This window comes from Arthrobacter sp. Y3223151 (assembly GCF_059091125.1).
In genome coordinates this window covers 290,469-312,097 of sequence record NZ_JBNHGI010000002.1, presented here as the reverse complement: position 1 = coordinate 312,097, position 21,629 = coordinate 290,469, and the positions used below count along the sequence as shown (strand labels likewise).

22 protein-coding genes are annotated in these 21,629 nt (G+C 68.6%); 10 read left to right on the top strand and 12 right to left on the bottom strand.

Translation table 11 applies throughout. The annotated features are described in order from the left end of the window. Positions 1-126: 126 nt before the first annotated feature. Complete coding sequence (locus AC5RUP_RS05230; protein ID WP_494154379.1) at positions 127-1,488, bottom strand: MFS transporter; 1,362 nt, start codon at positions 1,486-1,488, stop codon at positions 127-129. Further along, entirely contained in the window at positions 1,485-2,555 is a 1,071-nt protein-coding gene (locus AC5RUP_RS05225; RefSeq protein WP_494154378.1) for an MBL fold metallo-hydrolase, read from the bottom strand. Before AC5RUP_RS05225 ends, AC5RUP_RS05230 begins: the two co-directional genes overlap by 4 nt. Before the next feature lie 286 nt (positions 2,556-2,841). Between AC5RUP_RS05225 and AC5RUP_RS05220 the strand changes: the two genes are divergently transcribed. Continuing rightward, entirely contained in the window at positions 2,842-4,305 is a 1,464-nt protein-coding gene (locus AC5RUP_RS05220) for an aldehyde dehydrogenase family protein (protein ID WP_494154377.1), read from the top strand. A gap of 4 nt (positions 4,306-4,309) precedes the next feature. Here the strand turns inward: AC5RUP_RS05220 and glsA are convergent, their stop codons facing one another. After that, positions 4,310-6,124, bottom strand: a complete 1,815-nt coding sequence (gene glsA, locus AC5RUP_RS05215) for a glutaminase A (RefSeq protein ID WP_494158340.1) — start codon at positions 6,122-6,124, stop codon at positions 4,310-4,312. Positions 6,125-6,210: 86 nt separating this feature from the next. Here glsA and AC5RUP_RS05210 point away from each other — a divergent pair, with 86 nt between their 5' ends. The 3 genes from AC5RUP_RS05210 (at position 6,211) to AC5RUP_RS05200 (ending at position 8,192) form a co-directional block, all read left to right on the top strand. Then, complete coding sequence (locus AC5RUP_RS05210) at positions 6,211-7,005, top strand: hypothetical protein (protein WP_494158339.1); 795 nt, start codon at positions 6,211-6,213, stop codon at positions 7,003-7,005. Positions 7,006-7,201: 196 nt separating this feature from the next. Continuing rightward, a complete protein-coding gene (locus tag AC5RUP_RS05205; protein ID WP_494154916.1) occupies positions 7,202-7,630 on the top strand; it encodes a LapA family protein in 429 nt (142 codons plus the stop codon). A gap of 13 nt (positions 7,631-7,643) precedes the next feature. Further along, entirely contained in the window at positions 7,644-8,192 is a 549-nt protein-coding gene (locus AC5RUP_RS05200) for a DUF488 domain-containing protein (RefSeq protein ID WP_494154915.1), read from the top strand. 21 nt (positions 8,193-8,213) lie between these two features. Here the strand turns inward: AC5RUP_RS05200 and AC5RUP_RS05195 are convergent, their stop codons facing one another. The 5 genes from AC5RUP_RS05195 to AC5RUP_RS05175 form a co-directional block, all read right to left on the bottom strand. Next, complete coding sequence (locus tag AC5RUP_RS05195) at positions 8,214-8,513, bottom strand: hypothetical protein (RefSeq protein WP_494069231.1); 300 nt, start codon at positions 8,511-8,513, stop codon at positions 8,214-8,216. A 120-nt stretch (positions 8,514-8,633) separates the two neighbouring features. Next, a complete protein-coding gene (locus AC5RUP_RS05190) occupies positions 8,634-9,497 on the bottom strand; it encodes a phosphatase PAP2 family protein (RefSeq protein ID WP_494158338.1) in 864 nt (287 codons plus the stop codon). A gap of 117 nt (positions 9,498-9,614) precedes the next feature. Continuing rightward, a complete protein-coding gene (locus AC5RUP_RS05185) occupies positions 9,615-9,821 on the bottom strand; it encodes a CDGSH iron-sulfur domain-containing protein (RefSeq protein WP_494133610.1) in 207 nt (68 codons plus the stop codon). Continuing rightward, positions 9,760-10,794 (bottom strand): glycosyltransferase family 2 protein, encoded by a 1,035-nt coding sequence (locus AC5RUP_RS05180; RefSeq protein WP_494158337.1) that lies wholly within the window; start codon positions 10,792-10,794, stop codon positions 9,760-9,762. Before AC5RUP_RS05180 ends, AC5RUP_RS05185 begins: the two co-directional genes overlap by 62 nt. Further along, positions 10,791-11,849, bottom strand: a complete 1,059-nt coding sequence (locus AC5RUP_RS05175) for an iron-containing redox enzyme family protein (RefSeq protein WP_494154330.1) — start codon at positions 11,847-11,849, stop codon at positions 10,791-10,793. The genes AC5RUP_RS05180 and AC5RUP_RS05175 overlap by 4 nt, the downstream gene beginning before the upstream one ends. Positions 11,850-12,047: 198 nt before the next feature. Here AC5RUP_RS05175 and AC5RUP_RS05170 point away from each other — a divergent pair, with 198 nt between their 5' ends. The 3 genes from AC5RUP_RS05170 (at position 12,048) to AC5RUP_RS05160 (ending at position 13,834) form a co-directional block, all read left to right on the top strand. Next, positions 12,048-12,608: a type 1 glutamine amidotransferase domain-containing protein gene (locus AC5RUP_RS05170; protein WP_494133607.1), complete on the top strand. Its 561-nt coding sequence runs from the start codon at positions 12,048-12,050 to the stop codon at positions 12,606-12,608. 74 nt (positions 12,609-12,682) lie between these two features. Continuing rightward, a complete protein-coding gene (locus AC5RUP_RS05165) occupies positions 12,683-13,243 on the top strand; it encodes a GNAT family N-acetyltransferase (protein WP_494133606.1) in 561 nt (186 codons plus the stop codon). A 156-nt stretch (positions 13,244-13,399) separates the two neighbouring features. Next, complete coding sequence (locus AC5RUP_RS05160; protein WP_494154329.1) at positions 13,400-13,834, top strand: Hsp20/alpha crystallin family protein; 435 nt, start codon at positions 13,400-13,402, stop codon at positions 13,832-13,834. Between the two features lie 106 nt (positions 13,835-13,940). Here AC5RUP_RS05160 and AC5RUP_RS05155 read toward each other — a convergent pair whose 3' ends face one another. Continuing rightward, positions 13,941-14,705 carry a SurA N-terminal domain-containing protein gene (locus AC5RUP_RS05155; RefSeq protein ID WP_494158336.1) on the bottom strand — a complete coding sequence of 255 codons (765 nt, stop codon included), beginning with the start codon at positions 14,703-14,705 and terminating at the stop codon, positions 13,941-13,943. Between the two features lie 141 nt (positions 14,706-14,846). On the opposite strand from AC5RUP_RS05155, the gene AC5RUP_RS05150 reads away from it, so the two are divergent. Together AC5RUP_RS05150 and AC5RUP_RS05145 are read left to right on the top strand one after the other, a co-directional pair. Further along, positions 14,847-15,290, top strand: coding sequence for a glutaredoxin family protein (locus tag AC5RUP_RS05150; RefSeq protein ID WP_494154327.1), 444 nt, complete (start codon positions 14,847-14,849; stop codon positions 15,288-15,290). Between the two features lie 390 nt (positions 15,291-15,680). Beyond that, positions 15,681-17,408, top strand: coding sequence for a DUF4389 domain-containing protein (locus AC5RUP_RS05145; RefSeq protein ID WP_494158335.1), 1,728 nt, complete (start codon positions 15,681-15,683; stop codon positions 17,406-17,408). Positions 17,409-17,469: 61 nt separating this feature from the next. Here AC5RUP_RS05145 and AC5RUP_RS05140 read toward each other — a convergent pair whose 3' ends face one another. Beyond that, positions 17,470-18,609, bottom strand: coding sequence for a copper resistance D family protein (locus AC5RUP_RS05140; RefSeq protein ID WP_494133601.1), 1,140 nt, complete (start codon positions 18,607-18,609; stop codon positions 17,470-17,472). 147 nt (positions 18,610-18,756) lie between these two features. On the opposite strand from AC5RUP_RS05140, the gene AC5RUP_RS05135 reads away from it, so the two are divergent. Beyond that, positions 18,757-19,824 (top strand): enoyl-CoA hydratase/isomerase family protein, encoded by a 1,068-nt coding sequence (locus AC5RUP_RS05135; protein WP_494154304.1) that lies wholly within the window; start codon positions 18,757-18,759, stop codon positions 19,822-19,824. 51 nt (positions 19,825-19,875) lie between these two features. Here the strand turns inward: AC5RUP_RS05135 and AC5RUP_RS05130 are convergent, their stop codons facing one another. Together AC5RUP_RS05130 and AC5RUP_RS05125 are read right to left on the bottom strand one after the other, a co-directional pair. Continuing rightward, entirely contained in the window at positions 19,876-20,679 is an 804-nt protein-coding gene (locus AC5RUP_RS05130) for an ABC transporter permease (RefSeq protein ID WP_494026219.1), read from the bottom strand. Positions 20,680-20,690: 11 nt separating this feature from the next. Continuing rightward, a complete protein-coding gene (locus tag AC5RUP_RS05125) occupies positions 20,691-21,620 on the bottom strand; it encodes an ABC transporter permease (RefSeq protein WP_494154305.1) in 930 nt (309 codons plus the stop codon). Positions 21,621-21,629: the final 9 nt, after the last annotated feature.

Here is a 21,629-nt window from a genome sequence, read left to right as displayed (position 1 = left end):
CGCCTCGGCGACGCGGCCAGCAAAGTGCCGGGGCGGGCACACGACGGCGTGACAATGCTTAACCGCGACGGCGGCCGCTGCCCCGGGCAACGGCCGCCGTCGCGGTTAAACGCATGGCTGGAGGAACTACATGTTCTCCGCGGTAAGGTCCTGGTCCTTTCCTTCCTTGATCGCCAGGATGCACAGCCCCGCGAGGACGAACGCGCCGGCCCAGACTGTCGCCACCAGCCACAGCGCGCCGCCGGCCGCCAGCACCAGGCCGCTGGCGATCATTGGCGTGAAACCTGCGCCCAGAGTCGAGGAGAGCTGGTAGACCAGCGAGGCGCCGGTGTAGCGCATCCGGGTTGGGAACAGCTCTGCGGTAAACGCCCCGAACGGGCCGAAGATCGTGCCCTGGATGACGCCGTTGGCCAGGAACAGCCCGATCGCGAACAGCCACAGGGTCCCGAGCTCCAGCATCCACATGATGGGGAAGGCCAGTACCGCGCCGGCGGTGATGCCGATCAGCATGACGGGCCGGCGGCCGAGCTTGTCGCTGTGCCGGGCCGCAAACCAGATGGCGACGACGGTCAGCGCCGCGCCCAACGCTTTGACGTTCAGGACGCTGGTGCGGTCCAGGCCGACCTCGTCCACCACGTAGGAGATGGCCCAGACGGTCATCAGGCCCTGGACGGTGTAGGAGCTCATCCCCACCAGCGTGCCCATGATCACGTTCTTCGGGTACTTCGTCAGCACCTCGAGAATCGGGATCTTTTTCTCCTCGGCCTTGTCCTCCAGCGCCAGGAACAGCGGGGACTCGGCAACCTTGAGGCGGACGATCAGGCCGATGCCCACCAGGACGATGCTGATCAGGAACGGCAGCCGCCAGCCCCAGGTCAGGAACTGCTCGTCCGGCAGTACGGACACGGCCGAAACCGCGAGGGTGGCCAACACCGCGCCGGCGGGACCTCCCATGTTGGCGAAGCTGGCCGCGAACCCGCGGCGTTCCTTTGGAGCGTGTTCCAGGCCCATCAGCATGGCACCGCCCCACTCGCCCCCGACGGCCAAGCCCTGGACGATGCGCAGGACGATCAGCGCCAGCGGAGCGGCCATGCCTATCTGCGCCGTGGTCGGCAGCAGGCCGATCAGGGTGGTGGCGACGCCCATGAGCACCATGGAGGTGATCAGCACGCCCTTGCGCCCCAGCCGGTCACCGAAGTGGCCGAAGATGATCCCGCCGAGCGGCCGTGCGATGTAGCCGACCGCCAGTGTGGCGAACGAGGCGAAGATCCCCACTGCGGGGTCCAGGTTCACGAAGAACACCGTGTTGAAAACCAGCGCCGCCGCGGTGGCGTAGAGGATGAAATCGTAGAATTCGATGGCGCTGCCCAGGAAGCTTGACGCCAGGATGCGCCGCATTTCCGGGGTGTTGAGGCTGGGGACCTTCAGGTCCCCGGGTTGCCTGTCGTTCGTGGCAGGGGCCGACGCCGTCGTCGTGTCATTGCTCATGGTGCAACCGCCATTTCGTCATGATCGGCGACTCCGGTGAATTCCGGGTCGCTGGAAGAGAAGGAGATAACGTCCAGATCGTCGGGGATCAGGAACGTGCCGTTGAAGTCTTTGCCGTGTGCCTGCCAGACGGCGTCCGGCGTGGTTCCCGGCACCAGGTGGTGCAGCGCCAGGGTGCGGGCGCAGGCCTGCCGCGCAATCGCGATGGCGTCCTGCGGCGAGGTGTGGGACCTGCGGTGGTGGTCGATGGAGGCCCGGGCTTCGTCGGTATCGATGCTGCCGTACGCCCGCTGCACCCAGTCGAAGTCGATGGCCTCGTGCAGGAGCAGGTCCGTGCCGCGGGCCAGTCGCACCAGGTTTTGGCAAGGGGCGGTGTCGCCGGAGATCGTGACCGAGCCTTCGGCCGTGTCGAACCGGAAGGCGAAGGCGGGTGCCACGGGCGGATGCTCCACCAGGGTCGCTGTCACGGTGACCAGTTCGTCGCGGTAGATTTCGAACGGCTCCATCCCGGCCGGCGTCGGGTTCTGGTTCGGGTGGTAGCCGATGGCCTCGGGGACGACGATGTCTTCGGCCACGAAATAGTCCAGCGGCGAGGGGCGCAGGGCGTCGATGACCCGGTCGTTGAGATCGGTGGCGTACGCCTGCATCAGGTGGTGGAACATGTCCCGGGTGCCCGGCGTCGGCAACTGCGGGAAAACGGGCGACGGCGGGACCGTGGCGCGGGGGGAGGGCGGCGGCAATTCACCGCGGTCGCCCGGTCCCAGGATGCGGATGCTCCGCTGTCCCGGGGTGAGGGTGAATAGGCCGAAAATCGCCAGCCCGGCCAAGTCGATCGTGTGGTCTGAGTGCAGGTGGGTCAGGAAAATCCCGCGCAGGGACGAAACCTGCAGGCCAGCTTTCATCAGCTGGCGTCCGACGCCGTTGCCGGCATCGACTAGATAGACGGCATCGCCGACGACGACGGCGGTGGCGATGCCGGTGCGGCGGCCGGCGTTCTCACCGGTCCACCAGCGGGGACCGCCCGCCGTGCCCAGCGTGACGACGTGCGGCTTGAGGGAAAGGGTCATGGGTCGAGCTCCTCGAAATTCTTTCCGCCTGTGGTACCGGCGGAACCTGAATTCCATGATGCGGCTCACACACAGTTTCGTAAAACGGTAATAACCGGCCAACTTAAACGCTTTTACTTATGACGCAGGCAAGCAAGCGGCCGGCAGCCTGCCCTCATCCGCGTCCTTGCCATTGTCCGGGCCCGACGGCGGGAGTAGGCTCCGCCTTATCCGGGCTGCGGGGACGGCCGGCGCTTCGGCTGTGGCCGGCGGCGCGGCCCAGCCACTTCGGAAAGGAATGAGCGCCATGCCCATCACGCGTGAGTTGATCATCAACGGCGAGCACGTCCCGGCAGCCTCCGGCAAGACCACCGAGGACATCGGCCCTTACACGGGCGAACCCTTCGCCACCGTCGCTGCCGCCGGGCCGGAAGACGTCACGCGAGCGGTTGACGCGGCCTCGGCGGCCTTCGACGCGTGGGCCGCAACGCCTCCCACCCAGCGGGCCAAGATTTTCCTGAAAGCGGCGGACCTGTTCGAGGAACGGATGCAGCAGGGCATCGAGTTGATGGCCGGAGAAGTGGGCGGCGTGGCGGTCTGGGCCGGGTTTAATGTCCAGCTCGCCGCCAACATCCTGCGCTCGGCAGCCGCAGCCACCACCGCACCGCGCGGCGACGTGCTGGCCACCGACCTGCCCGGCAAGTTCTCGTTCTCCGTCCGGCAGCCCTACGGGGTGGTGGCGGCGCTGTCTCCGTGGAACGCGCCCTTCATCCTGGGCATGCGGGCCATGGCCATCCCGATGGCCGTGGGAAACACCGTGGTGCTCAAGCCCAGCGAGGACGCGCCGCTTTCCTGCGGCCTGTTCCTGGCGGACGCTTTGCTGGATGCGGGCCTGCCCCCGGGAGTACTGAACGTCATCACGAACGACCGGGCGGACGCGAACGAGGTGGTGAGCACCCTGGTCTCCGACCCCCGGGTGCGGAACGTGAACTTCACCGGTTCCACCAAGGTGGGACGCATCATCGGCACGCTGGCGGCGCAAAACCTGAAGCCCGCGGTGCTTGAGCTCGGCGGCAAGAACTCCCTGGTGGTGCTCAAGGACGCCGACGTCGACTACGCCGTGCAAGCGGCGACCTTCGGCTCGTTCATGAACGCCGGGCAGATCTGCATGTCGGTGGATCGCGTGATCGTGGACCGCAGCATTTCCGAGGAGTTCTCGAGCCGGTTTGCGGAGAAGGTCGCCAAGCTGCCCACCGGGGACCCGATGAAGCAGGACACGGTGATCGGGCCGCAGGTCACGCAGGCCTCGGCGGACCGGCAGTATGCATTGATCGACGACGCCGTGTCCAAGGGCGCGACGGTGCTGGCCGGCGGCGGGAAGGCGGCCCAGGCCGTGGTGCCCGCGACCGTGCTCTCCGGGATCACCGAAGAGATGCGGATCTACGACGAGGAGATCTTCGGTTCGGCGACGACGGTGATGGAGGTGGACGGACCGGAACAGGCGGTGAAGCTGGCGAACGACACTAACTACGGCCTGACCTCGGGCGTCATCACGGAGAACCTGGCCGAGGGCATCGAGGTGGCACAGCGGCTCAAGACCGGCATTGGCCACGTCAACGACCAGCCGGTGCTGGATGAGCCGATGGCCCCGTTCGGCGGCATCCAGGCGTCGGGCTACGGCAAGTTCGGCGGGCAGGCCGGCATCAATTCGTTCACCGAGGAGCGCTGGATCACCATCCAGCAGAACGGGCACGCGCAGTACCCGTTCTGAGCTGTCAGTCGCGGATGCGCACGGCCGTTTCGCGCATGTACCGGTCCACGTGCGCGTACGCGTCGCGGGTCAGGGCTTTCCAGAGTTCGACGGCGAGGCGCGGGTTTTCGCTCTCCAGCCGGCTCATGGTTTCGGCCGGGAGGAGCCTGACCCGAACCGGGCCAACGGCGCGCACGGTGGTTTCCTGCCGGTCCGCGCTGCCGAGCGCCATTTCACCGAACGTCATGCCGGCGCTGAGGGTGGTGAGTTTGACCCTGGTGTTCTCCGGCCCGGTGGAGGTGGTGGTGACGCGGCCGGACAGGATGAAATAGACACCGGCGAAGCGCTGGCCGACCCGGCGGATGAGCTCGCCTTCGTCATACTCGCGCTCTTCCATCAGCTCCGCGAGCGCGGCGGAGTCCTCCGGGCCGAGCGGGCTGAGCGCGGGCGAATCGGGCACCTCCACCGTGGCGGGCCTGCAGAGCTCGTCGCCATAGCCGGCGATCAGCCGGTTCTCGGCGAATTCGACGGCGGTGCTGCGGGTGGCGAACGACGGCACCGGCCGCCCGGATTCCTCGAACCGCTGCGCGAGGGCGCCCTCGCCGTCGATCATCACCAGTTCGCGCCCGGCATCCGCGAGCGAGGCGCGAAGCTGCTCCAGCATGTCCAGGGCGACCGGGGCGGTTTCGTCCACCCGGCGCATGTCCAGGATGACGAGTTCCACCGACTCGTCCAGGTCGCTGACCTCGCGCACCATGGATTCCGTGCCGGCAAACAGCAGGTCTCCGTTCAGCTCGATCACGCGGGCGCGGTGCCCGTTGGCGCGCAGCACCTCGGCGGCCTCGTCGTTGCGGCGGATCCCGGAGGGGGCGTCGGTGATGTCGTAGCTGGCGCGGATGGCGTTGCGGCCGGTGCGCGCGGCCCGGACGAAGTGCAGCCCCATGTCGTGCGAGATCCGCCGGCTGGCCGCCACGCCGCGCACGCTGCTGCCGTGGTCGTCCAGCGGCGGCGAATAAACGGCCAGGCCCAACTGGCCCGGCAGCACCGCGAGCAGGCCGCCGCCGACCCCGGACTTTGCCGGCATGCCCACGTCCGAGAGCCACGCACCGGCGTCGTCGTACATGCCGCAGGTAGCCATCACGGAGAGGACCCGTTCCTCCACCTCCAGGTCCAGCACCTGCTTTCCGGTGAGCGGGTTCGTGCCGCCGTTGGCCAGGGTGGCCGCCATGACCGAGAGGTCGCGGCAAGTGACGAGCACCGAGCATTGCCGGAAGTAGTCCTCGGCCACCGGATCCGGATCCTGCTCGATGATCTCGAAGGAGCGCAGCAGGTGGGCCAGCGCCCGGTTGCGGTAGCCGTGCCGCGCCTCCGACTGGAACGTGCGCTCGCTGACCGACAGGTCGCGGCCGGCGAAGGCGGAATAGTGCTCAAGGATGCGCCGGAAACCCGTCTTGCCGCCGCTGCCCTTGATCAGGGAGGTGGCGGTTAGCGCCCCGGCATTGATCATCGCGTTGGCCGGTCGGCCGGTGCCCGGAGCCAGCGAGATCTCGTTAAAGGCGTTGCCCGACGGCTCCACGTCCACCTTGCGGTCCACGGCGTCCAGACCCAGGTCGGAGAGCGCCAGCCCGTACGTGAAGGGCTTGGAAATGGACTGGATGGTGAACTCTTCGTTCGAATCGCCGACCTCGTACACGTAGCCGTCCACGGTGGCCAAGCAGATGGCGAACTTGTTCGGGTCCGCGCCGGCCATCGCGGGAATCCCGCCGTACGGCTTGCCGTCCTTGAGGCCGGCGAGCTCGGCGTGCAGGGTGCGGAGATAGCTCTGGATAGGGGAGTCCATGATGCCAGCCTATGGGGTGGCTGGAACGTACAACCACCGGGACCGGGCTAGGCCAAGCCCGGAACCCGGCAGGTTAGATTGGCGGTATGACCGATCCCGGGCCGGTGCCGGCCGCCGACAATCCGCTGTTCGACTTGCTGAGCGCCGGTGATCGCGCCGGGGTCCTTGGCTACGCGGCAGCCATGCCGGACAGCGAAAAGCGGCGCCAGAAGTCGATGGTCCGGAGGCTCCGGATGGTGGTCTCGGCAGAGCCGACCGGCGAGCGCTCGCCGGACGGGTGGTGGCGGGGCCCGTTGCAGCCCGATCATTGGGCCGCCGCGGACATCGCCCACATGGCCTGCATCGGCGCGGAACGGTCCGCCGGCCTGTCCTACACCGATTTCAAAGTTGCGCGCGACGTGCCGCCGGTGTTGTTTCCGGGCCACCTGGACCTGTTCGTCGAGGCATGGGCGGCCCGCTACCTGCGCAATCCCAAAGGCTGGGACCGCAACCGCGGTATCGACGCGATGTTTGACTGGGTCCGCGACGGCCTCGTGCCCGCCCCGGCGCATCGAGGCGCGATGCTCCTGCTGTTGAGCCAGACGCAGGTTAAAGCCATCGACTTTCTAAAGTTCCTGCGGGCGCGGCCGGGCCTAATCGACGTGACGCTCAAGGAACTGTTCCACGTACCCGGAATCAAGGGTGCCAGCGCTATGCAGTTCGATGAGGGCAATCCCTGGGAGAACCGCAAGCTGGCGGTTCTGCTGCCCCAACTGGTCAAGCTGGGCTACTGGGACGCCGAGTGGGTCCGGCAGGGGATTGAACGCGTCCTGGTGAGCGACGAATGGCCGGACTACCAGAAGCGCTTTTTCAAGCTGTTGCGCAGCAACCTCGCGGACTAGCAAGGGCCGGCAGCGGACCTCGAAGGCTCGGCCATGCGGCAGGCCGTCCCGTTCATGGCTGGAAGCTGCCAGGCGGCCACATCGAAGTGCATCACGTCGCGGTGCACGACGTGTTCACGGTCTGACGCCGGTGTCGCTGCGCTGATGCATCGTCTACGCTGAGGGAAAAGGCGCCGCGGCGAAAGGCAGGACAGCAATGACTTCCAATCCGCAGGGCACGGGACGGGACGGAGCCGAGGCCGGGGGCACCAACACCGGCCGATCGGGAGCCGGGCCGTCCGGTGGCTCCGGGCAGGGCACGCCCGACGGCCTTGGGCCCAAAACCGGCGGGACAGGCAAGGATGGGCGCGAGGCGAGGCAACAAGGCACGCGGCTGGGGATGATCTGGACGTCGGTGGTCGTTGCCCTGCTCCTGCTGGTGCTGCTGATTGTGTTCATCGCGCAGAACCAGGACCAGGTCCTGCTGCGCTATTTCGGTTTCGAGGGGCAGGTCGCACTGGGGCTGGCGCTGTTCGTGGCGTCGGTCGCCGGGGGAATCTTCGTCGCCGCCGCCGGGGCTGCCCGCATCATCCAGCTGCGCTACCGCACCCGCGTAAGCCGCAAGAACGGTTCGGTCCCGCGTTAACCCGGGGTCGCAGATGCCACAAGACGTACACCGCCGGCTGTACACGGTCGGTCACGGCACCAGCACGCCCGAAGAGCTGGCCGAACTGCTCCACGGTGCCGGCGTGCAAAAGGTCCTCGATGTCCGACGCTTCCCGGGCAGCCGCAAGCATCCGGACATGGGCCGCGACGCGCTCACCGAATGGCTTCCGACGGCGGGCCTCGGCTACCGCTGGGAAGAAGAGTTGGGCGGACGACGGCGGATTCCCGCCGGCGAGCCGGAGCCGGACAGCTGGTGGCAAGTCGCTGCGTTCCGGGCCTATGCCGCCTACACCCGCACCCCGGAATTTGCCAACGGACTGGGACGCCTGCTGACCGACGCCGAGGCCGCCGACGTGGCGATCATGTGCAGCGAGAGCGTGTGGTGGCGCTGCCACCGCCGGATCATCTCGGACGTCTTGGTACTGCTGCACGCCTTTGAGGTGGTGCACCTGCTGCCCGGCGGCAAGAAATCCTTGCACGAGCCGTCGGCGGGTGCGCGAACCGATGCCGGCCGGTTGTACTGGGACCTGCCGGCGGCCTGACGCCCGCGCGCTGGGGGGCGGTCAGCGCTTGCGGCCGAAGACCAGCGAAGCCAGTGCTGTCGCAGCCGTCACCGTATAAACCGCCGGCCAGGCGCCGATCTTCTTGGCCAGCGGGTGGGACACGCCGAAGGCCGTCAGATAGCCACCGGTCAGTGCCGCCGCCCGGCCGGTGCCGGCGTTGCGCTGCCACATCGCGAAGGCTCCGGCTCCCGCAGCGGCCAGCACGGCGCCGGCCAGCGGGCGGTTCTTGGTCGCCTGGCCGGTCTTGAAACCGCCGAGCAGGCCGGTGCTGGTGAGCAGGGTGGGGAGGACGGAACTCATGGGCATCTCCTTGTACGTCGGGACTTCCAGACTATCCCCGCCCACTCGCCAGCGGGGTGCTCGGCAACCTTGGCCGGCGTCCTGGTCGAACCCGCCTGAAGGCATCTGCCCGAGGTGCCGCTAGGGTGCCGCGGGCGGGGATCTCCTTCTGGTTGACTCCCGGCCGGCCCCGCGGTGCCAGACGGTGAGGTACAGGCGGTGGGCGGTGATGACCAGCGCCAGCCACGCTACGCCGAGGGTCCAGGCGACCAGGACATCGGTGAACCAGTGATGGCCCAGAAAGACCCTGCTCAATCCCATGGCCACCGCGAACAGGGCCGCGGCGCCGACCGTGAGGATCTTCGACCGCCGCCTGGCCTGGCGCAGGATGAGCAGGTAGGCCACCACGCCGGCGATGACGACCGCGTTGAGGGAGTGCCCGCTGGGAAAGGACGCCGAATATTCGAAGGGCGGCACCGCCTCCCGCAGCGCCGGGCGGGCGCGTCCTATGAACTGCTTGGCGGCAACCGTCATCAACAGCGACCCGGCGGCGGCGGTGGTGATGAGGATGGCCGGCGTCCAGGACCGCCGGCGGAAGGTCAGGATAGCCATGACCAGCAACGCGAGGATCGGCATCCCGATGGGCCCGCCGATGTTCGTGAACGCGGTAACCGCCGTATTGAGCCAGGGCGACCGGACGCTTTGTGCCGCGTCCAGGACCGGCTGATCGAATTCGGCAACGCCGTCTTCGTCGGTCACCGCCTCGTAGATCTCCGCCGACGCGACGGTGAGCAGCACGGCGACCAGCGCTCCTGCGGCCAGCGTGAGGATCAACGCGGCGTGTGGACCCAGGATGCTGCTGAGGCGGTGCATTCCCCGCGCCAGGAACCTGCCCGGCGGCGTGCTCCACCTGGTCAGGTCCCGCCCGCCCAGAAAGCGCTCTTCACGCAGCCCGTCGACTGGCCGGGACGGTGCCCCGGCGTCGTCGTTCACTTCGTCAGGCACGGCGCACCCTCAGCAGCGTCGCGTGGCGCTCCTGCAGCGTCGCGCGGGCGAGCTACGACGCCGCACAACCGCGCTACTGCGCCGACTTCCACCGGGCTACTGGGCCGCACGACCGCGCTACTGCGCGGCCTTCCGCCTCGCCGCGAGCAGCTTGTGCGTTCCGTCGCAGTACGGTTTGATGCCCGACGCGCCGCAGCGGCACAGGGCAACCGTCTCCCGCGTGCGGGGCACCGCCGCCCCGTCGCCGTCCACGAGGGCAAAGTCACCGCGCACCAGCAGCGGCCCGTCGGGGCAGACGACGATTTCCGTCGGTTCCTGGCTCATCATTGTTTTCTCCTATCGAGGCGTTGAGGTGGCTGAACCGCCGCCGCAGTGAGGCCGGGCTGCTGGCCGCGCTCCGCAGCCGACGGCCGGCATACGGCACGCCGCCCGCACAGCGCCAGCCCACGGCAAGCCATGAGGCCACGGCCCGCTCCAGCACCCACAGCGGTGCCCACAGCGCGGCGCGCGCGCCGAACACGCGGGCACCGCCGGCACGCCGCCGCCCCGCTTCCGCAAGGACGACGGCGGCGGCGGCCCACACCCCGTAGCCCGCCGGCCGGCGGGCCTGCAGCAGCAGGAGCGGGGCCAGCAGCAGTTCGACGGCCAGGCGCGCGGGCTGGGTCTGTGAATCGTAGGCCTGCCGGACCCGCTGGCCCACGAAGTGCCGGAAGGTCGGCGGCAGCCGCCGGACATAGATGCCGTCGGCCCACACCTGGCGTCCACCCGCCGCCTGGACCGTGCGGATCAGTTCCAGGTTCTCGAACAACACGTCGCCGCGGTAGCCGCCGGTCCTCAGCAGCAGCGAGCGGCGGACGCCGAGCGTGCCGGGGTAGTCGGACGCGATCGCCCGGTTCAGGAGGGACCGCGCGGTGTCCCAGCGGGCATGCCACGGCAGCGGGGCAAAGTAGTTCTGCGGGCGCACCAGCTCGGCCTGCCCCAGTAATTCCGCGACGGCGGCAAGGTTCTCCGGGGTGTAACGGACGTCGTCGTCGGCAATGATGACCCGGTCATGCCGCGCGTGCCGCAATCCGGTCAGCACCCCCTGCACCTTCCCGTTGGGCGTGGGCGGCCCGTCCGGGCGGAGATGCTGCACGCGCCGCCGCCAGAGTCGGTGATGCCCGGCGAAAACCGGCTCCGCCGAGCCGTCCACCACCGTCACGTCCACCCACTCCGGCAGGGACAGCAGATACCGGGTCAGTTCGGCGTCGCCGCCACCGTCCTGCCACTTCAGCGGCAGGACGTACTCGATCCTCACACCGAGGCGCCGGCGGCGACCGGTGCCTGCTGGCCCGCATCCAGGGGCTGGCGCAGCGCCGAACGGCCGGAGCTCCAGGCATCCAGCTGCCAGCCGCCGGCCAGCCCGTCCAGGTAGAGCGCGCTGCCCGCGCCAAAGAACACGTCGGCCGCCAGGACCGGGTGCTCGGCGATCAGCCCGCCGGCCAGGTCCCGCCCGGCGATTTGTTCGTGGACAGCATCGGCCTCCACGTGTTCCTCGAAGTATTCCGTCACATCGCCGTCGAAACCCAGCCGGCGGAAACCACGCGCGTATTTGCCGTTGGGGATCGAAGAGGTCATCTCGTAAATGGCCAGGTGGCCGCAGATCGCTCCGCGCAGCCGCCGCTGCAGCCCGAACAGCGACATGCTGTTGACCGACGCCAGCGTGATGGCCGGGACGGAGTCCACATAGGCTCCGAAGGAGGGGTCCAGCCCCAGGCCGCGCATGGTGCGGGCGAAGAGCTCCGAGTGCATCCGGCCGGGCTTGCCGCCCCCGTATTCGTCGGCCTGGATCTCCACCATGGCCGACTTGGCCCGCCCGTCCAGCCGGGGGATGGCCCAGGTGTGCGGATCCGCTTCCTTCAACTGGTACACCGAGCGAAGGACCAAAAATTCCTTGGCCTGTTCCAGCGAGGCCTCGCGGGCCATGAACGCGGAGAGGCTGGGCCCGTCGTCGTCGGCCGCCAGCTCGAACAGCCGGTCCGCCACCGCCTGCGGCGAAAGCTGTTGCGGGGCCGAAACGGAGACGGCCGCCCGCAGCCGGGCCTCCATCCGCTGCTCGATCAGGGCGCGGACCCGCAGGAGGGGCAGGTTCCACTCCCACCAGTCGTCCACGCCGTCCAGCCCGCCGTAGTGAAGTTCGTACAAGCAGAACAGTGCCAGCTGCAGGTCCTCGTCGAACAGGACGTCCTCGGTGACGGCCAGCGTGTTCTCGGCCGCGGCCTGCAGCTCCGGGAGCGCGTCGGGAATCTGGCTGCTGTGCAGGGCGCTCAACAATGTCTCGCTGACAAGACCCCGGGGGTGTGGGAGCTTCACGGCGTCTCCTTACTGGATCGGCGCACGTCGCGCCGGTTCGTGATCTCCAGTTGACCCCGGCCCCCGGGACACGTCAAGAGTTGGCACGGCGCCGGGCGCCTGCCGGCGGCGGCACCTGCGCGGCAGCGCCTTGGCTTCGCTTCCCAGCAATGGCAAGGTGGAAGATGTCCGAACATCTCGACTGGAAGGACGGAAAACATGCCCGAAATTGCAGGCAAAAAGGTCCTGGTAGCGGTGAGCAACCGCGGCGTCGAACAGGACGAGCTGAAAGTCCCGGTTGAAAAACTGCGCGCGGCCGGGGTCGACGTGACGATCGCGGCACCCGAAGCCGGCGACGTGGAAACCATGGTCGGGGACTGGGACCGCGGCGAAAAAATCCCGGTGGACAAACCCTTGCCGGATGTTTCCGACGGCGACTACGACCTGCTGGTCCTGCCCGGCGGGACGCTGAACGCGGACCAACTGCGGCTGGATCCGGATGCCCAGGGCATCGTGCGGTCGTTCTCCGAATCCGGCCGGCCGATCGCCGCCATCTGCCACGGCCCGTGGCTCCTGGTGGAAACCGGGCGCACCCGCGGCAAGACCCTCACCTCCTATATCTCGCTCAAGGCGGACATCATGAATTCGGGCGGCCAGTGGGACGACGAGCCCGTGGTGATCGACCGCGAGCACGGCTGGACCCTGATCACCTCCCGCAACCCGGGCGATCTGGACCAGTTCGTGGGCGGCATCATGGACGTCCTGGCCGAAACCACTTGAGCCCGGAGGTATCGCCGGTCCCTTCCGCGCCGCCGGTGCCGGCCACGCGCAGGGGAACCGGCACCATCGCAGACATGGATGCACGCCTGCCCTTGGCTTGGCCGGAGGTCACGCCGGCGCGGGGCAGCGTGGTGCTGCGCCAATTCCGCAGCGAGGACGCCCACCTGGCGTTGGAGCTGGCCCAGGATCCATACATCCCGCTGATCAGTTCCATTCCCTCGCCGTGCCGGGAGGATGATGCGGTGGAGTGGATCCTGCGCCAGAACGGGCGGTTCACCTCCGGTGCGGGGTACTCCTTCGCGGTGGCAGATTCGGAGTCGGACCGGGCGGTCGGCCAGATCGGGCTGTGGCTGACCTACCTGCCGGAAGGCCGGGCCACCGCCGGTTACCTGATGGCCCCGGCACACCGGGGGCGCGGCCGGGCAGCGGATGCGCTCGCGGCGCTCGCGGCCTTCGCCTGGACCATCCCGGAACTGCACCGGCTGGAGCTTTACATCGAGCCCTGGAACAACGCCTCGGTCCGGACCGCCGAGTCCGCAGGTTTCGGCCGCGAGGGCCTGCTGCGCAGCTACCAAACCATCGGCGGCGTGCGCCGGGACATGCTGCTCTATGCCGCGATCCGCCCGCAGACCTGACCCATTCCGGTTTATGCCGGGCAGCTATACCATGTAGCCGTGCCGAACGCACCGGGTGCGTTATGCCGGGACCTGCACCTGCGAAAACTGAAGGGTATGACGGGCGGGCGGCGCTTGGCCGCCGGCCTGCCGGTTTCTGCCACAGGAGTGTGAGCCATGAGTGATGTGTCCAGGTGGTCGCCGTTCGAGCGCCGCTCGCCCTTCGAACTGGCGGAGCCGTTCCGCCGCTTCTTCGAAGGTGAACACGAAAAATCCATGATCCGGGTGGAGGAGGAGATCAAGGACAACGTCCTGACGATCCGCGCCGAGTTGCCGGGTATCGACCCGGAAAAGGATGCGGAGATTTCGGTCTCCGAGGGGCAGTTGCATATCCACGCCGAGCGCCATGAGCGGAAAGAACAGAAGGAGAAGGGCAGTTACCGCTCGGAGTTCCGCTACGGATCCTTCTCCCGCAGCGTGCCGCTGCCCCAGGGTGTCAAGGACGAGGACATCACCGCCACCTACCGGGACGGGGTGCTGGAGATCAAGGCCCCGGTTCCGCAGCCGGGGCCGGAAACGCCGCGGCAAAAGATACAGGTCAGGCGCGGGTAGGGCCCCGGTTCCGTCAGCCGCCCGACAACTTCGTCAGCCGCCCCACAACTACGACGACGGTGCCCGCTGAGGCGGGCACCGTCGTCGTAGTTTCGCAAGAGAGGAATCAGAGGTGGATCTTGACGTCCGCCTTCTCACGCAGGTCCGTCACCAGGGCCTGCGTGGCTTCGGTTTCCTTCTGCGCCTGGATCTGCTGTTCCAGGTTCGGCCGCATTTCCTTCATCGAGGGGACCTCGGCCTTCTGGCCGGTCTGTTCGCCCATCTGCTCCTGCTGCTTCTTGGCCTGCTCGTAGGCGGCCTTCAGCTCGTCCTCGGTGGGCTTGGCGTCGCCTGCCTCCTCGGCAATCAGCTTGTCCACCCGGACCTGGGTCTCCATCTCGGCATTGACCTCGCCCTCGGTCATGCCCTGTTCCTTGATGGCGGCCATGAGCTCGTCCACGGTCTTGAACTGGTTGGCCTTCGCCATCTCCTCCAGTGAGGCCTGCACCTCCTTGTCGGACGCCTTGATCCCGCGGGTGTCCGCTTCCTGGATCAGCAGCTGCGTGCCGACCATGGCCTCGGCCGTCTGCTTCTTCAGCGCGTCCTGGTCCACTTCCTGCCCCGTCATCTGGGACTGCATGGCCATCTGCTGGAACTGCCCTTCGTACGCGGCGGTGAACTTGTCCTTGGGAATTTCCGTCCCGTTGACCACGGCCACCACGTCCGGAATGCCTTCAAGATCCGGCTCCGGCAGCTGGGCCTGCACTTCCGCGCCCGCGCCGGCTTCCGCGGAGGCCGCCGGGCTCGAACCGCTCTCCGCCGGCGCCCCGCAAGCGGTGAGGACGGCGATGGAGCCGGCAACGGCCAGGCTCAATAACCACTTCTTAGTCACACTGTTCTCCCATCTCGGTGCATAAGTCAGCGACACTACTGGCCCACCATGTGTGTTGCCGTGGCGAAAGCTGGGAGAAACCTAGGCAAAAGCGGAGGGAAGGCGTCGGGACCGGCGGTAGGGCGCGCGTACGCTGTGTCCATGAAACGCTACGAGCGATGGTTTCCCGCAGCAGCTTTGGCCGGGCTGGGCGTGGCTGCCCTGCTCTATAAGGGCCAGGACGGCGAATGGCTGCCCGGCATCATCTTCGCCACGCTGCTGCTGGCCGGCGCGTGGGCGGTCAGTCCCTTCTTCGGCAGCCGGCGGGCCGCCCCCTGGACCACGTTGCGGGACCAAACCGACGACTCCGGCCGGGTGGTCATCTTCTGGCGGCCCGGCTGCGTCTACTGCCTGCGGCTCCGGGCAACCCTGGGCCGCCACGGCCGGGCCGCCCACTGGGTGAACATCTGGCAGGACCGGGACGGCGCGGCGTACGTCCGGCAGCACAACCACGGAAATGAAACCGTCCCCACGGTGTTGCTGGGCGGCGAGGTCCTGACGAACCCTGAGCCCGCCCTTGTCGGCCGGGCCTTGGCCGGCAGGTGAGCGTAGACCCTATCGCCGGTCGGAGCGGCTGAGTACCATGGTGCCTGCAGCCACGCGCGTCGAGCGCGAGGCCGGGCATGTGACGGACTGGGCTGCCTGATGTGCGCCGGCGTCCAGACGGGCCCCGTTCCTGCTGCATGAAGCGGGAGCCGGGCGCTGGAGATGCACTGTCACGGGGAAGCGCACCCAGGGGGAGGTGGCACGATGCGGGTTTCGATTGCCTCTGCCAGTCCCCACGGTGCGACGTTGAAGATCGCTCAGCGGATTGCTGACGCGCTGACGCAAGAGAACCCGGTAGTTGGGCGCCGATCTGGCTGCCCGCATCCTGCAACCCCAGCCGTAGGCGCCTAATCCGGGCACGGTTCCGGCACGCGCTGCGAAAGGACCGTCATGACCGCCCAACCTGCCCCGCCTCCCGCGCCCGGTCCGGCGCCGCCAGCCGCACGGATGAAGCCCGGACACTGGGTGCTGCTGGTCCTCGGCGTGTTGCTGACCGTCGCCGGGCTGGCCTTGACCATCAGCGCCGCCGTCATTCTGGGTGCCAGCGCCGTGCAGGGCAACGGCCGCTACCTGACCGGGCCGACGGAACAGTACCAGAGCACGGGGTATGCCCTGGTCGGTCCTTCCGTGGACGTCGACGCCGGGGCTGCGGGAATGCCCAATATTCCGGCACTCGGAGACCTGGCCAGTTTCCAGGTGCGCGTCACCCCCGTGGTCCCGGACCAAGAGGTGTTCGTGGGCATCGCCGAGGCCTCCGACGCGGCGGCCTACCTGGAGGGCGTCTCCTACACCTCGCTGGGTGACGCCTCCCGCTCCGACACCGGGGACCGGCCGGGGCGCTCGTCGTGGTTCGATGACGACGACGAGGTGACCTCGGAAGGGGACCGCGTGCCGGCCCCGCCCGGCGAGCAGGACTTCTGGACGGAATCGACCTCCGGCAGCGGCCCGCAGCAGATTGCCTGGGATCTGCAACCCGGCCAATGGTCACTGGTCGTGATGAACGCGGACGCTTCCCGCCCGGTGTGGGTGGAGGCGCAGGCAGGGGCACGATCCGACGTGCTGGGACCGGCCGGCAACGGCCTGTTGATCGCCGGGCTGATCGGCCTGGTCATCGGTATTCCCCTCCTGTTGCTCGGCTCCGCCGGCCTGGGCCGCGACATCGATCCGGATCGATCCCGTCCGGGCCAGCCGGACGGCATGGATCCGTACCGCCGCCCGGGCCAGGGCCCCGGCGCCGCGCCGGCCGGGAATGCCGGGTGGGGAAGGTCGACGCAGATCTACCCGGTACTGGTGGCCGGCTTCCTGGACGGCCGGCTCTCGCGCTGGCTGTGGCTCGTCAAGTGGCTCTTGGCGATTCCGCATTACATCGTCCTGGCCGTGCTGTGGATCGCCGTGCTGGTGGCCACGATCGCGGCCGGGATCGTGATCCTGTTCACCGGGCGTTATCCGAGGTCCTGGTTCTGGTTCAACGTCGGTGTGCTGCGCTGGTCCTGGCGCGTGGGTTTCTATGGGTACTCCGCGCTGGGCACGGACCGGTATCCGCCATTCACCTTGGCCGCCGCGGACTACCCGGCCGACCTGGACGTGGCGTACCCGCAGCGTCTCTCGCACTGGCTCGTGCTGGTGAAATGGTGGCTGCTGGCCATCCCGCACCTGCTCATTGTCGGCATCTTCACCAGCGGCACCGGAGCGGCCTGGGACCGGGGCTGGGGCAGGGGCTGGGGCGAGGACTCGTATGCGTCCCCGGCCACGTGGGGCCCCTCGCTGCTGGGTTTGCTCGTGCTGATCACCGCGGTGATCCTGCTCTTCAGCGGCCGCTACCGGCAGGAGCTGTTCGCCCTGATCGTCGGCATCAACCGCTGGGCCTACCGGGTGGCGGCCTACGTCTTGCTGATGCGCGACGAGTACCCGCCCTTCCGCCTCGACCAGGGGCCCGTCGACCCGTCTGCCACGGCCGCAGCGCAGGGGCCCGTCGATCCGTCGGCTCCGGCCGCAGCGCAAGGGCCCGCCAACCCGCAGGCGCCGACAGCCCGGCCGCAAGAACCCGGGACACCCGGAACACCGCCCCCGGGCAACGGGGGACCGGAGCCGTGGACCCGCCCGCCAGGAACGACCTAAGCCAAGAGACTGCTCCCGGCAGCCTTCACCCGCGTTCCAGGCGGCCACGCCGCGTGCCCAGCTAGGGCAGGGGCGTCCGCGCCAGCGCTAACGCCAGGCCGTAGGCCGCCGCCATCACCACGAGCTCGGCGGCGGCCAGCCGGAGGAACGGCCGCAGCGGCGCGGGTCCGGCCGACAGCCCGGGATCCGCCATGGCCGGGAGGCCGGCGGGAGCACGTTCCCGGACAGCAAAGGCGCGCAGCGTCGTGCGGCGATGCAGCCAGCCGCACACAATCAACAGCGCGAACGCCGCCGCCTTGCCCAACACCAGGAACCCGTAGCCGGAGACCAACGCGGCCGGGGCCTGAACCTGGAGCACGGCATTGACCATGCCGCTGGCAGCCACCGCCGTGGCGCAGGCCAGCGCCAGCGTGCTGTAGCGCCGCACGGTCCGCAGGAAGTCGTCGGGTGGCTGCAGCGCCAGGTACGCCACGCCCGCCAACCCGCCCGCCCAGAGGCCCGCGGCGGATACATGAAGGCCCAGGCTGGCAACCGCCAGGAAGTGTTCATCGTGACTGGAGGCGTGGCCCGCCAGCGGCGGCATGGCGAGGGCCGCCACCAGCAGGATCAGCGCCAGTCCCGCGCCGGTCGCCGTGCGCGAGAACCGCGCGGTCACCGCCGCCACGACCGTCAGTGCTGCTTGGAAGAGCAGGACCCTGCCGGGCCTGACCTCCAAGACCACCCGCATCAGCTCCGCGGGGTCCAGTTGGGTGACGGGCACGCCGAGCAGTTCGCTCCCGGTAAACCAAAGGCGGACCACCACGGCCGGCACTGCAGCGGCTCCCAGCGCGGCCGCCAAGACGACCAGCCTCCGGCCGGCAGGCGACAGTTCTTGGCTTCCCGCGGGGAGGGTAAGCAGCGCCACGCAGGCGAAGCCGACGGCGAGGACCATGCCGACGGTGGCCAGCAGCGTTGCCGCCGGAAGCCCCCACGCGGTCGCTGCTCCCGCCGAGGGCAGACCCGGCAGGGGCGGCGCGACCGCGCCTCCCGCGGCAAGTCCCAGGACCATCAGGCCGGCCCCCAGCAGCAGGCAGCAGCCCGCAACAGCCCACACCGGCAGCCGGCGCAGTGGCGGTTCCGGAGGTCCGGATGCCGGCTGCGTGCCCCGTTCCGGAGCTCCGGACGGCGGCTGCGTGCCCGGTTCCGCGTCGGGATGGGTCATTCGTGCAGGATAGGCTGCCCACCTCGCGGCGTCGAGAGGCCGAACACCCACGGCCGCCCTTCAACCGTTCCCGCCTCAGCCGGTTGCCGCCGCCAGCTGCCCCACTCCCGCTGACGCGGCGGCCGCCGCCGGGTAGGCTGTCCAGCGATGAATACCAACGAGATACTGCTGCAGCGCACCGGCCGCCTGGGCCACATCGTCCTGAACCGTCCGAAGGCGATCAACGCCCTCAACGACTCAATGATCACGTCGATCACGGCGGCCCTCCGCGAGTGGGCCGAGGACGACGCCGTCGAGACCGTCCTGATTTCCGGCGCCGGGGAACGGGGACTGTGCGCCGGCGGCGACATCGTGGCCATCTACCGGCACATGAAGGACGGCGGCGACCAGCTCTTCTGGGAAGACGAGTACCGGATGAATTCGCTGATCTCCCGTTACCCGAAGCCGATCGTGGCGTTCATGGACGGCGTGGTGCTCGGCGGCGGCGTCGGAGTGTCGGCACACGCGTCCTACCGGGTCGTGACGGAGCGGACCAAGGTCGGCATGCCGGAGACCCGGATCGGGTTCATTCCCGACGTCGGGGGCTGCTTCCTGTACTCGAGGGCACCGGGGGAGCTCGGCACCCACCTCGCGCTGACCGCAGGCACCGGGACCGGAGCCGACGCCATCGTGATGGGCCTGGCCGACTACTTCGTGGACAGCGCCGAGCTGCCGGCGCTGGCGGCCGCGCTCGCCGAAGCCCCCGCCATCGAGGCCATGGCGGCCTTCTCCCACACGGACGTCCCGGCGTCGGACCTGGACAAGGAACGCCACTGGATCGATGAGTGCTACGCATACGACGACGCGGAGCAGATCCTCGCCGCCCTGCGGAACTCGCTGGTCCCGGCCGCACAGGCCGCAGCCGAGGAGATCGCCCTGAAATCGCCCACGGCCGTGAAGCTCACGCTCGAGGCCCTCCGCCGCGCAGGCAAAATGGAGACGCTGGAGGAGGTGCTGGACCAGGACTACCGCCTGGGCATCCGGCTGGTTGCTGCCCCGGACTTCGCCGAGGGCGTGCGCGCCCAGGTGATCGACAAGGACCGCAATCCGCGGTGGAACCCGGCCACGCTCGCGGAGGTGGACCGTGCCGCCGTCGAGTCCTACTTCGCGGACCTCGGCGAGGACGAACTGGGCCTGGCCGCAACGGTGGCGGCACAACCCGCCGCGGGCAGCTAAACGAACGGCGCGGGCCCCGGAAACCGGAAACCCGCGCCGTTCCTGCTGTTGCTACTTCTTATCGTCTCCGGTCATCCGCTGGCTCAGGTAGACCGGGATCATCGACACGATGATCAGTACCGCGGCGATCACGTTCACCACCGGCGCCTGGTTGGGCCGGGCCATGTTGTTGAAGATCCAGATCGGCAGGGTCTCGGTACCGGGCGGGGCCGTGAAGGTGGTCACCACAATCTCGTCGAAGCTCAACGCGAAGGCCAGGAGGCCGCCGGCCACGAATGCCGAGCGGAAACCCGGGAAGGTGACCTGGAAGAAGGTCTTGACCACGTTGGCGCCCATGTCCATGGCGGCCTCTTCCAGGCCCTTGTTCATCCGGCCGAGCCTGGCCTGCACGTTGTTGAACACCATCACGATGCAGAAGGTCGCGTGGCCCACGATCACCGAGAACAGCCCGAGGCCGATGCCCAGCGGTTCCAGCACCGTCTTGAACGTGTTGTTCAGTGCCACGCCGGTGACAATGCCCGGCAGTGCGATGGGCAGCACCACCAGCAGGTTGACCGTGTTCTTCCCGAAGAAGTCGTACCGGGAGAGCGCGAACGCGATCATGCTGCCCAGCACCAGGGCAATCACGGTGGCTACCGTGGCCACGCGCAGCGAGGTCCAGAGCGCCTCTCGCACCCCCTCGTTGCGGAAGGCGGCTTCCCACCAGCGGGTGGTGAATTCGGTGATCGGAAACGCGCCGGAGGTGGTGGCGTTGAACGAGTTGACGATCACCAGCAGCAGCGGCAGGTAGATGGCGGCCATCACCAGCCCGGCGAACAGGCGCAGGGTGACCTTGGCGGAGGAGGAGAGTCTCATCGGTGAAGTTCCTAAAGCTGCTTGAGGGCGCCGGACTTGCGGGCCAGGAAGAGGTACAGGACAACCACCACAATGGGCACGGTGCCGAAGGCGGCGGCCAGCGGCGGATTGAGGTTGATGTTGGAGGCGATCACCGTGCCGATCACCTGCGTTTTCCCGCCGACGAACTGCGCGGCGATGTAGTCGCCCAGGCTCAGCGAGAACGTGAAGATGGAGCCGGCAATGAACGCCGGCTTCAACAGCGGGACGGCCACGGTGCGCACAGTGGACCAGGCCTTCGCGCCCAGGTCGGAGGAAGCGTCGAACAGGTTGTCCGGGATCTGGCGGAAGGCCGAGTACACCGGCACCGCCATGTACGGGAACCACAGGTAAGCCAGCGTGACCACGAGCGCCGCGGTGCCGTAGCCCGGCCCGGTCATGCCCAGCGGGGCCAGCAGCCAGTCCAGCGGGCCGCCGCTGGAGAACGTGATGCGCCAGGAGAACACCTTCACCAGGTATCCGGCCCACAGCGGCAGCGTGATGCCGATGGCCAGGACCGCGCGCATCCGCGGCGAGGCGACCTTGGCCATGTACAGTCCCAGCGGCAGCGCCAGCGCGGCGCACAGCACGGTCACGGCCAGCGCGATGCCGATGGTCCGCAGCGCGGTGAACTGATAGGCCGGCACGGTGAGGATCTCCACGAAGTTCTCCACGGTGAACGCGGGGATCACCTTAGAGGTGAAGGAGTCGGTGGTCCAGAAAGCGGTGATGAACAACAGGATCAGCGATCCGATGTACAGCACGCCCAGCCAGGCCAGCGGCAGGGTCAGGAGCGCGGTCAGCCGCAGTTTGGGCCGGGCGTAGAACAGTCGGGAGATCCGGTCGCCCAGTCCGCTGCGCTCGCTGCCCGGCGCCGGGGCACTGCCGGCCGCGGTCTCCGGTTCGATCGTTGGTGCTGCCATGGTGGTTTC

Coding starts and splice junctions, on each gene's coding strand:
- AC5RUP_RS05230 (WP_494154379.1), bottom strand. CDS start 1,488: ATGAGCAATGACACGACGACGGCGTCGGCCCCTGCCACGAACGACAGG.
- AC5RUP_RS05225 (WP_494154378.1), bottom strand. CDS start 2,555: ATGACCCTTTCCCTCAAGCCGCACGTCGTCACGCTGGGCACGGCGGGC.
- AC5RUP_RS05220 (WP_494154377.1), top strand. CDS start 2,842: ATGCCCATCACGCGTGAGTTGATCATCAACGGCGAGCACGTCCCGGCA.
- glsA (WP_494158340.1), bottom strand. CDS start 6,124: ATGGACTCCCCTATCCAGAGCTATCTCCGCACCCTGCACGCCGAGCTC.
- AC5RUP_RS05210 (WP_494158339.1), top strand. CDS start 6,211: ATGACCGATCCCGGGCCGGTGCCGGCCGCCGACAATCCGCTGTTCGAC.
- AC5RUP_RS05205 (WP_494154916.1), top strand. CDS start 7,202: ATGACTTCCAATCCGCAGGGCACGGGACGGGACGGAGCCGAGGCCGGG.
- AC5RUP_RS05200 (WP_494154915.1), top strand. CDS start 7,644: ATGCCACAAGACGTACACCGCCGGCTGTACACGGTCGGTCACGGCACC.
- AC5RUP_RS05195 (WP_494069231.1), bottom strand. CDS start 8,513: ATGAGTTCCGTCCTCCCCACCCTGCTCACCAGCACCGGCCTGCTCGGC.
- AC5RUP_RS05185 (WP_494133610.1), bottom strand. CDS start 9,821: ATGAGCCAGGAACCGACGGAAATCGTCGTCTGCCCCGACGGGCCGCTG.
- AC5RUP_RS05170 (WP_494133607.1), top strand. CDS start 12,048: ATGCCCGAAATTGCAGGCAAAAAGGTCCTGGTAGCGGTGAGCAACCGC.
- AC5RUP_RS05165 (WP_494133606.1), top strand. CDS start 12,683: ATGGATGCACGCCTGCCCTTGGCTTGGCCGGAGGTCACGCCGGCGCGG.
- AC5RUP_RS05160 (WP_494154329.1), top strand. CDS start 13,400: ATGAGTGATGTGTCCAGGTGGTCGCCGTTCGAGCGCCGCTCGCCCTTC.
- AC5RUP_RS05150 (WP_494154327.1), top strand. CDS start 14,847: ATGAAACGCTACGAGCGATGGTTTCCCGCAGCAGCTTTGGCCGGGCTG.
- AC5RUP_RS05145 (WP_494158335.1), top strand. CDS start 15,681: ATGACCGCCCAACCTGCCCCGCCTCCCGCGCCCGGTCCGGCGCCGCCA.
- AC5RUP_RS05140 (WP_494133601.1), bottom strand. CDS start 18,609: ATGACCCATCCCGACGCGGAACCGGGCACGCAGCCGCCGTCCGGAGCT.
- AC5RUP_RS05135 (WP_494154304.1), top strand. CDS start 18,757: ATGAATACCAACGAGATACTGCTGCAGCGCACCGGCCGCCTGGGCCAC.
- AC5RUP_RS05130 (WP_494026219.1), bottom strand. CDS start 20,679: ATGAGACTCTCCTCCTCCGCCAAGGTCACCCTGCGCCTGTTCGCCGGG.
- AC5RUP_RS05125 (WP_494154305.1), bottom strand. CDS start 21,620: ATGGCAGCACCAACGATCGAACCGGAGACCGCGGCCGGCAGTGCCCCG.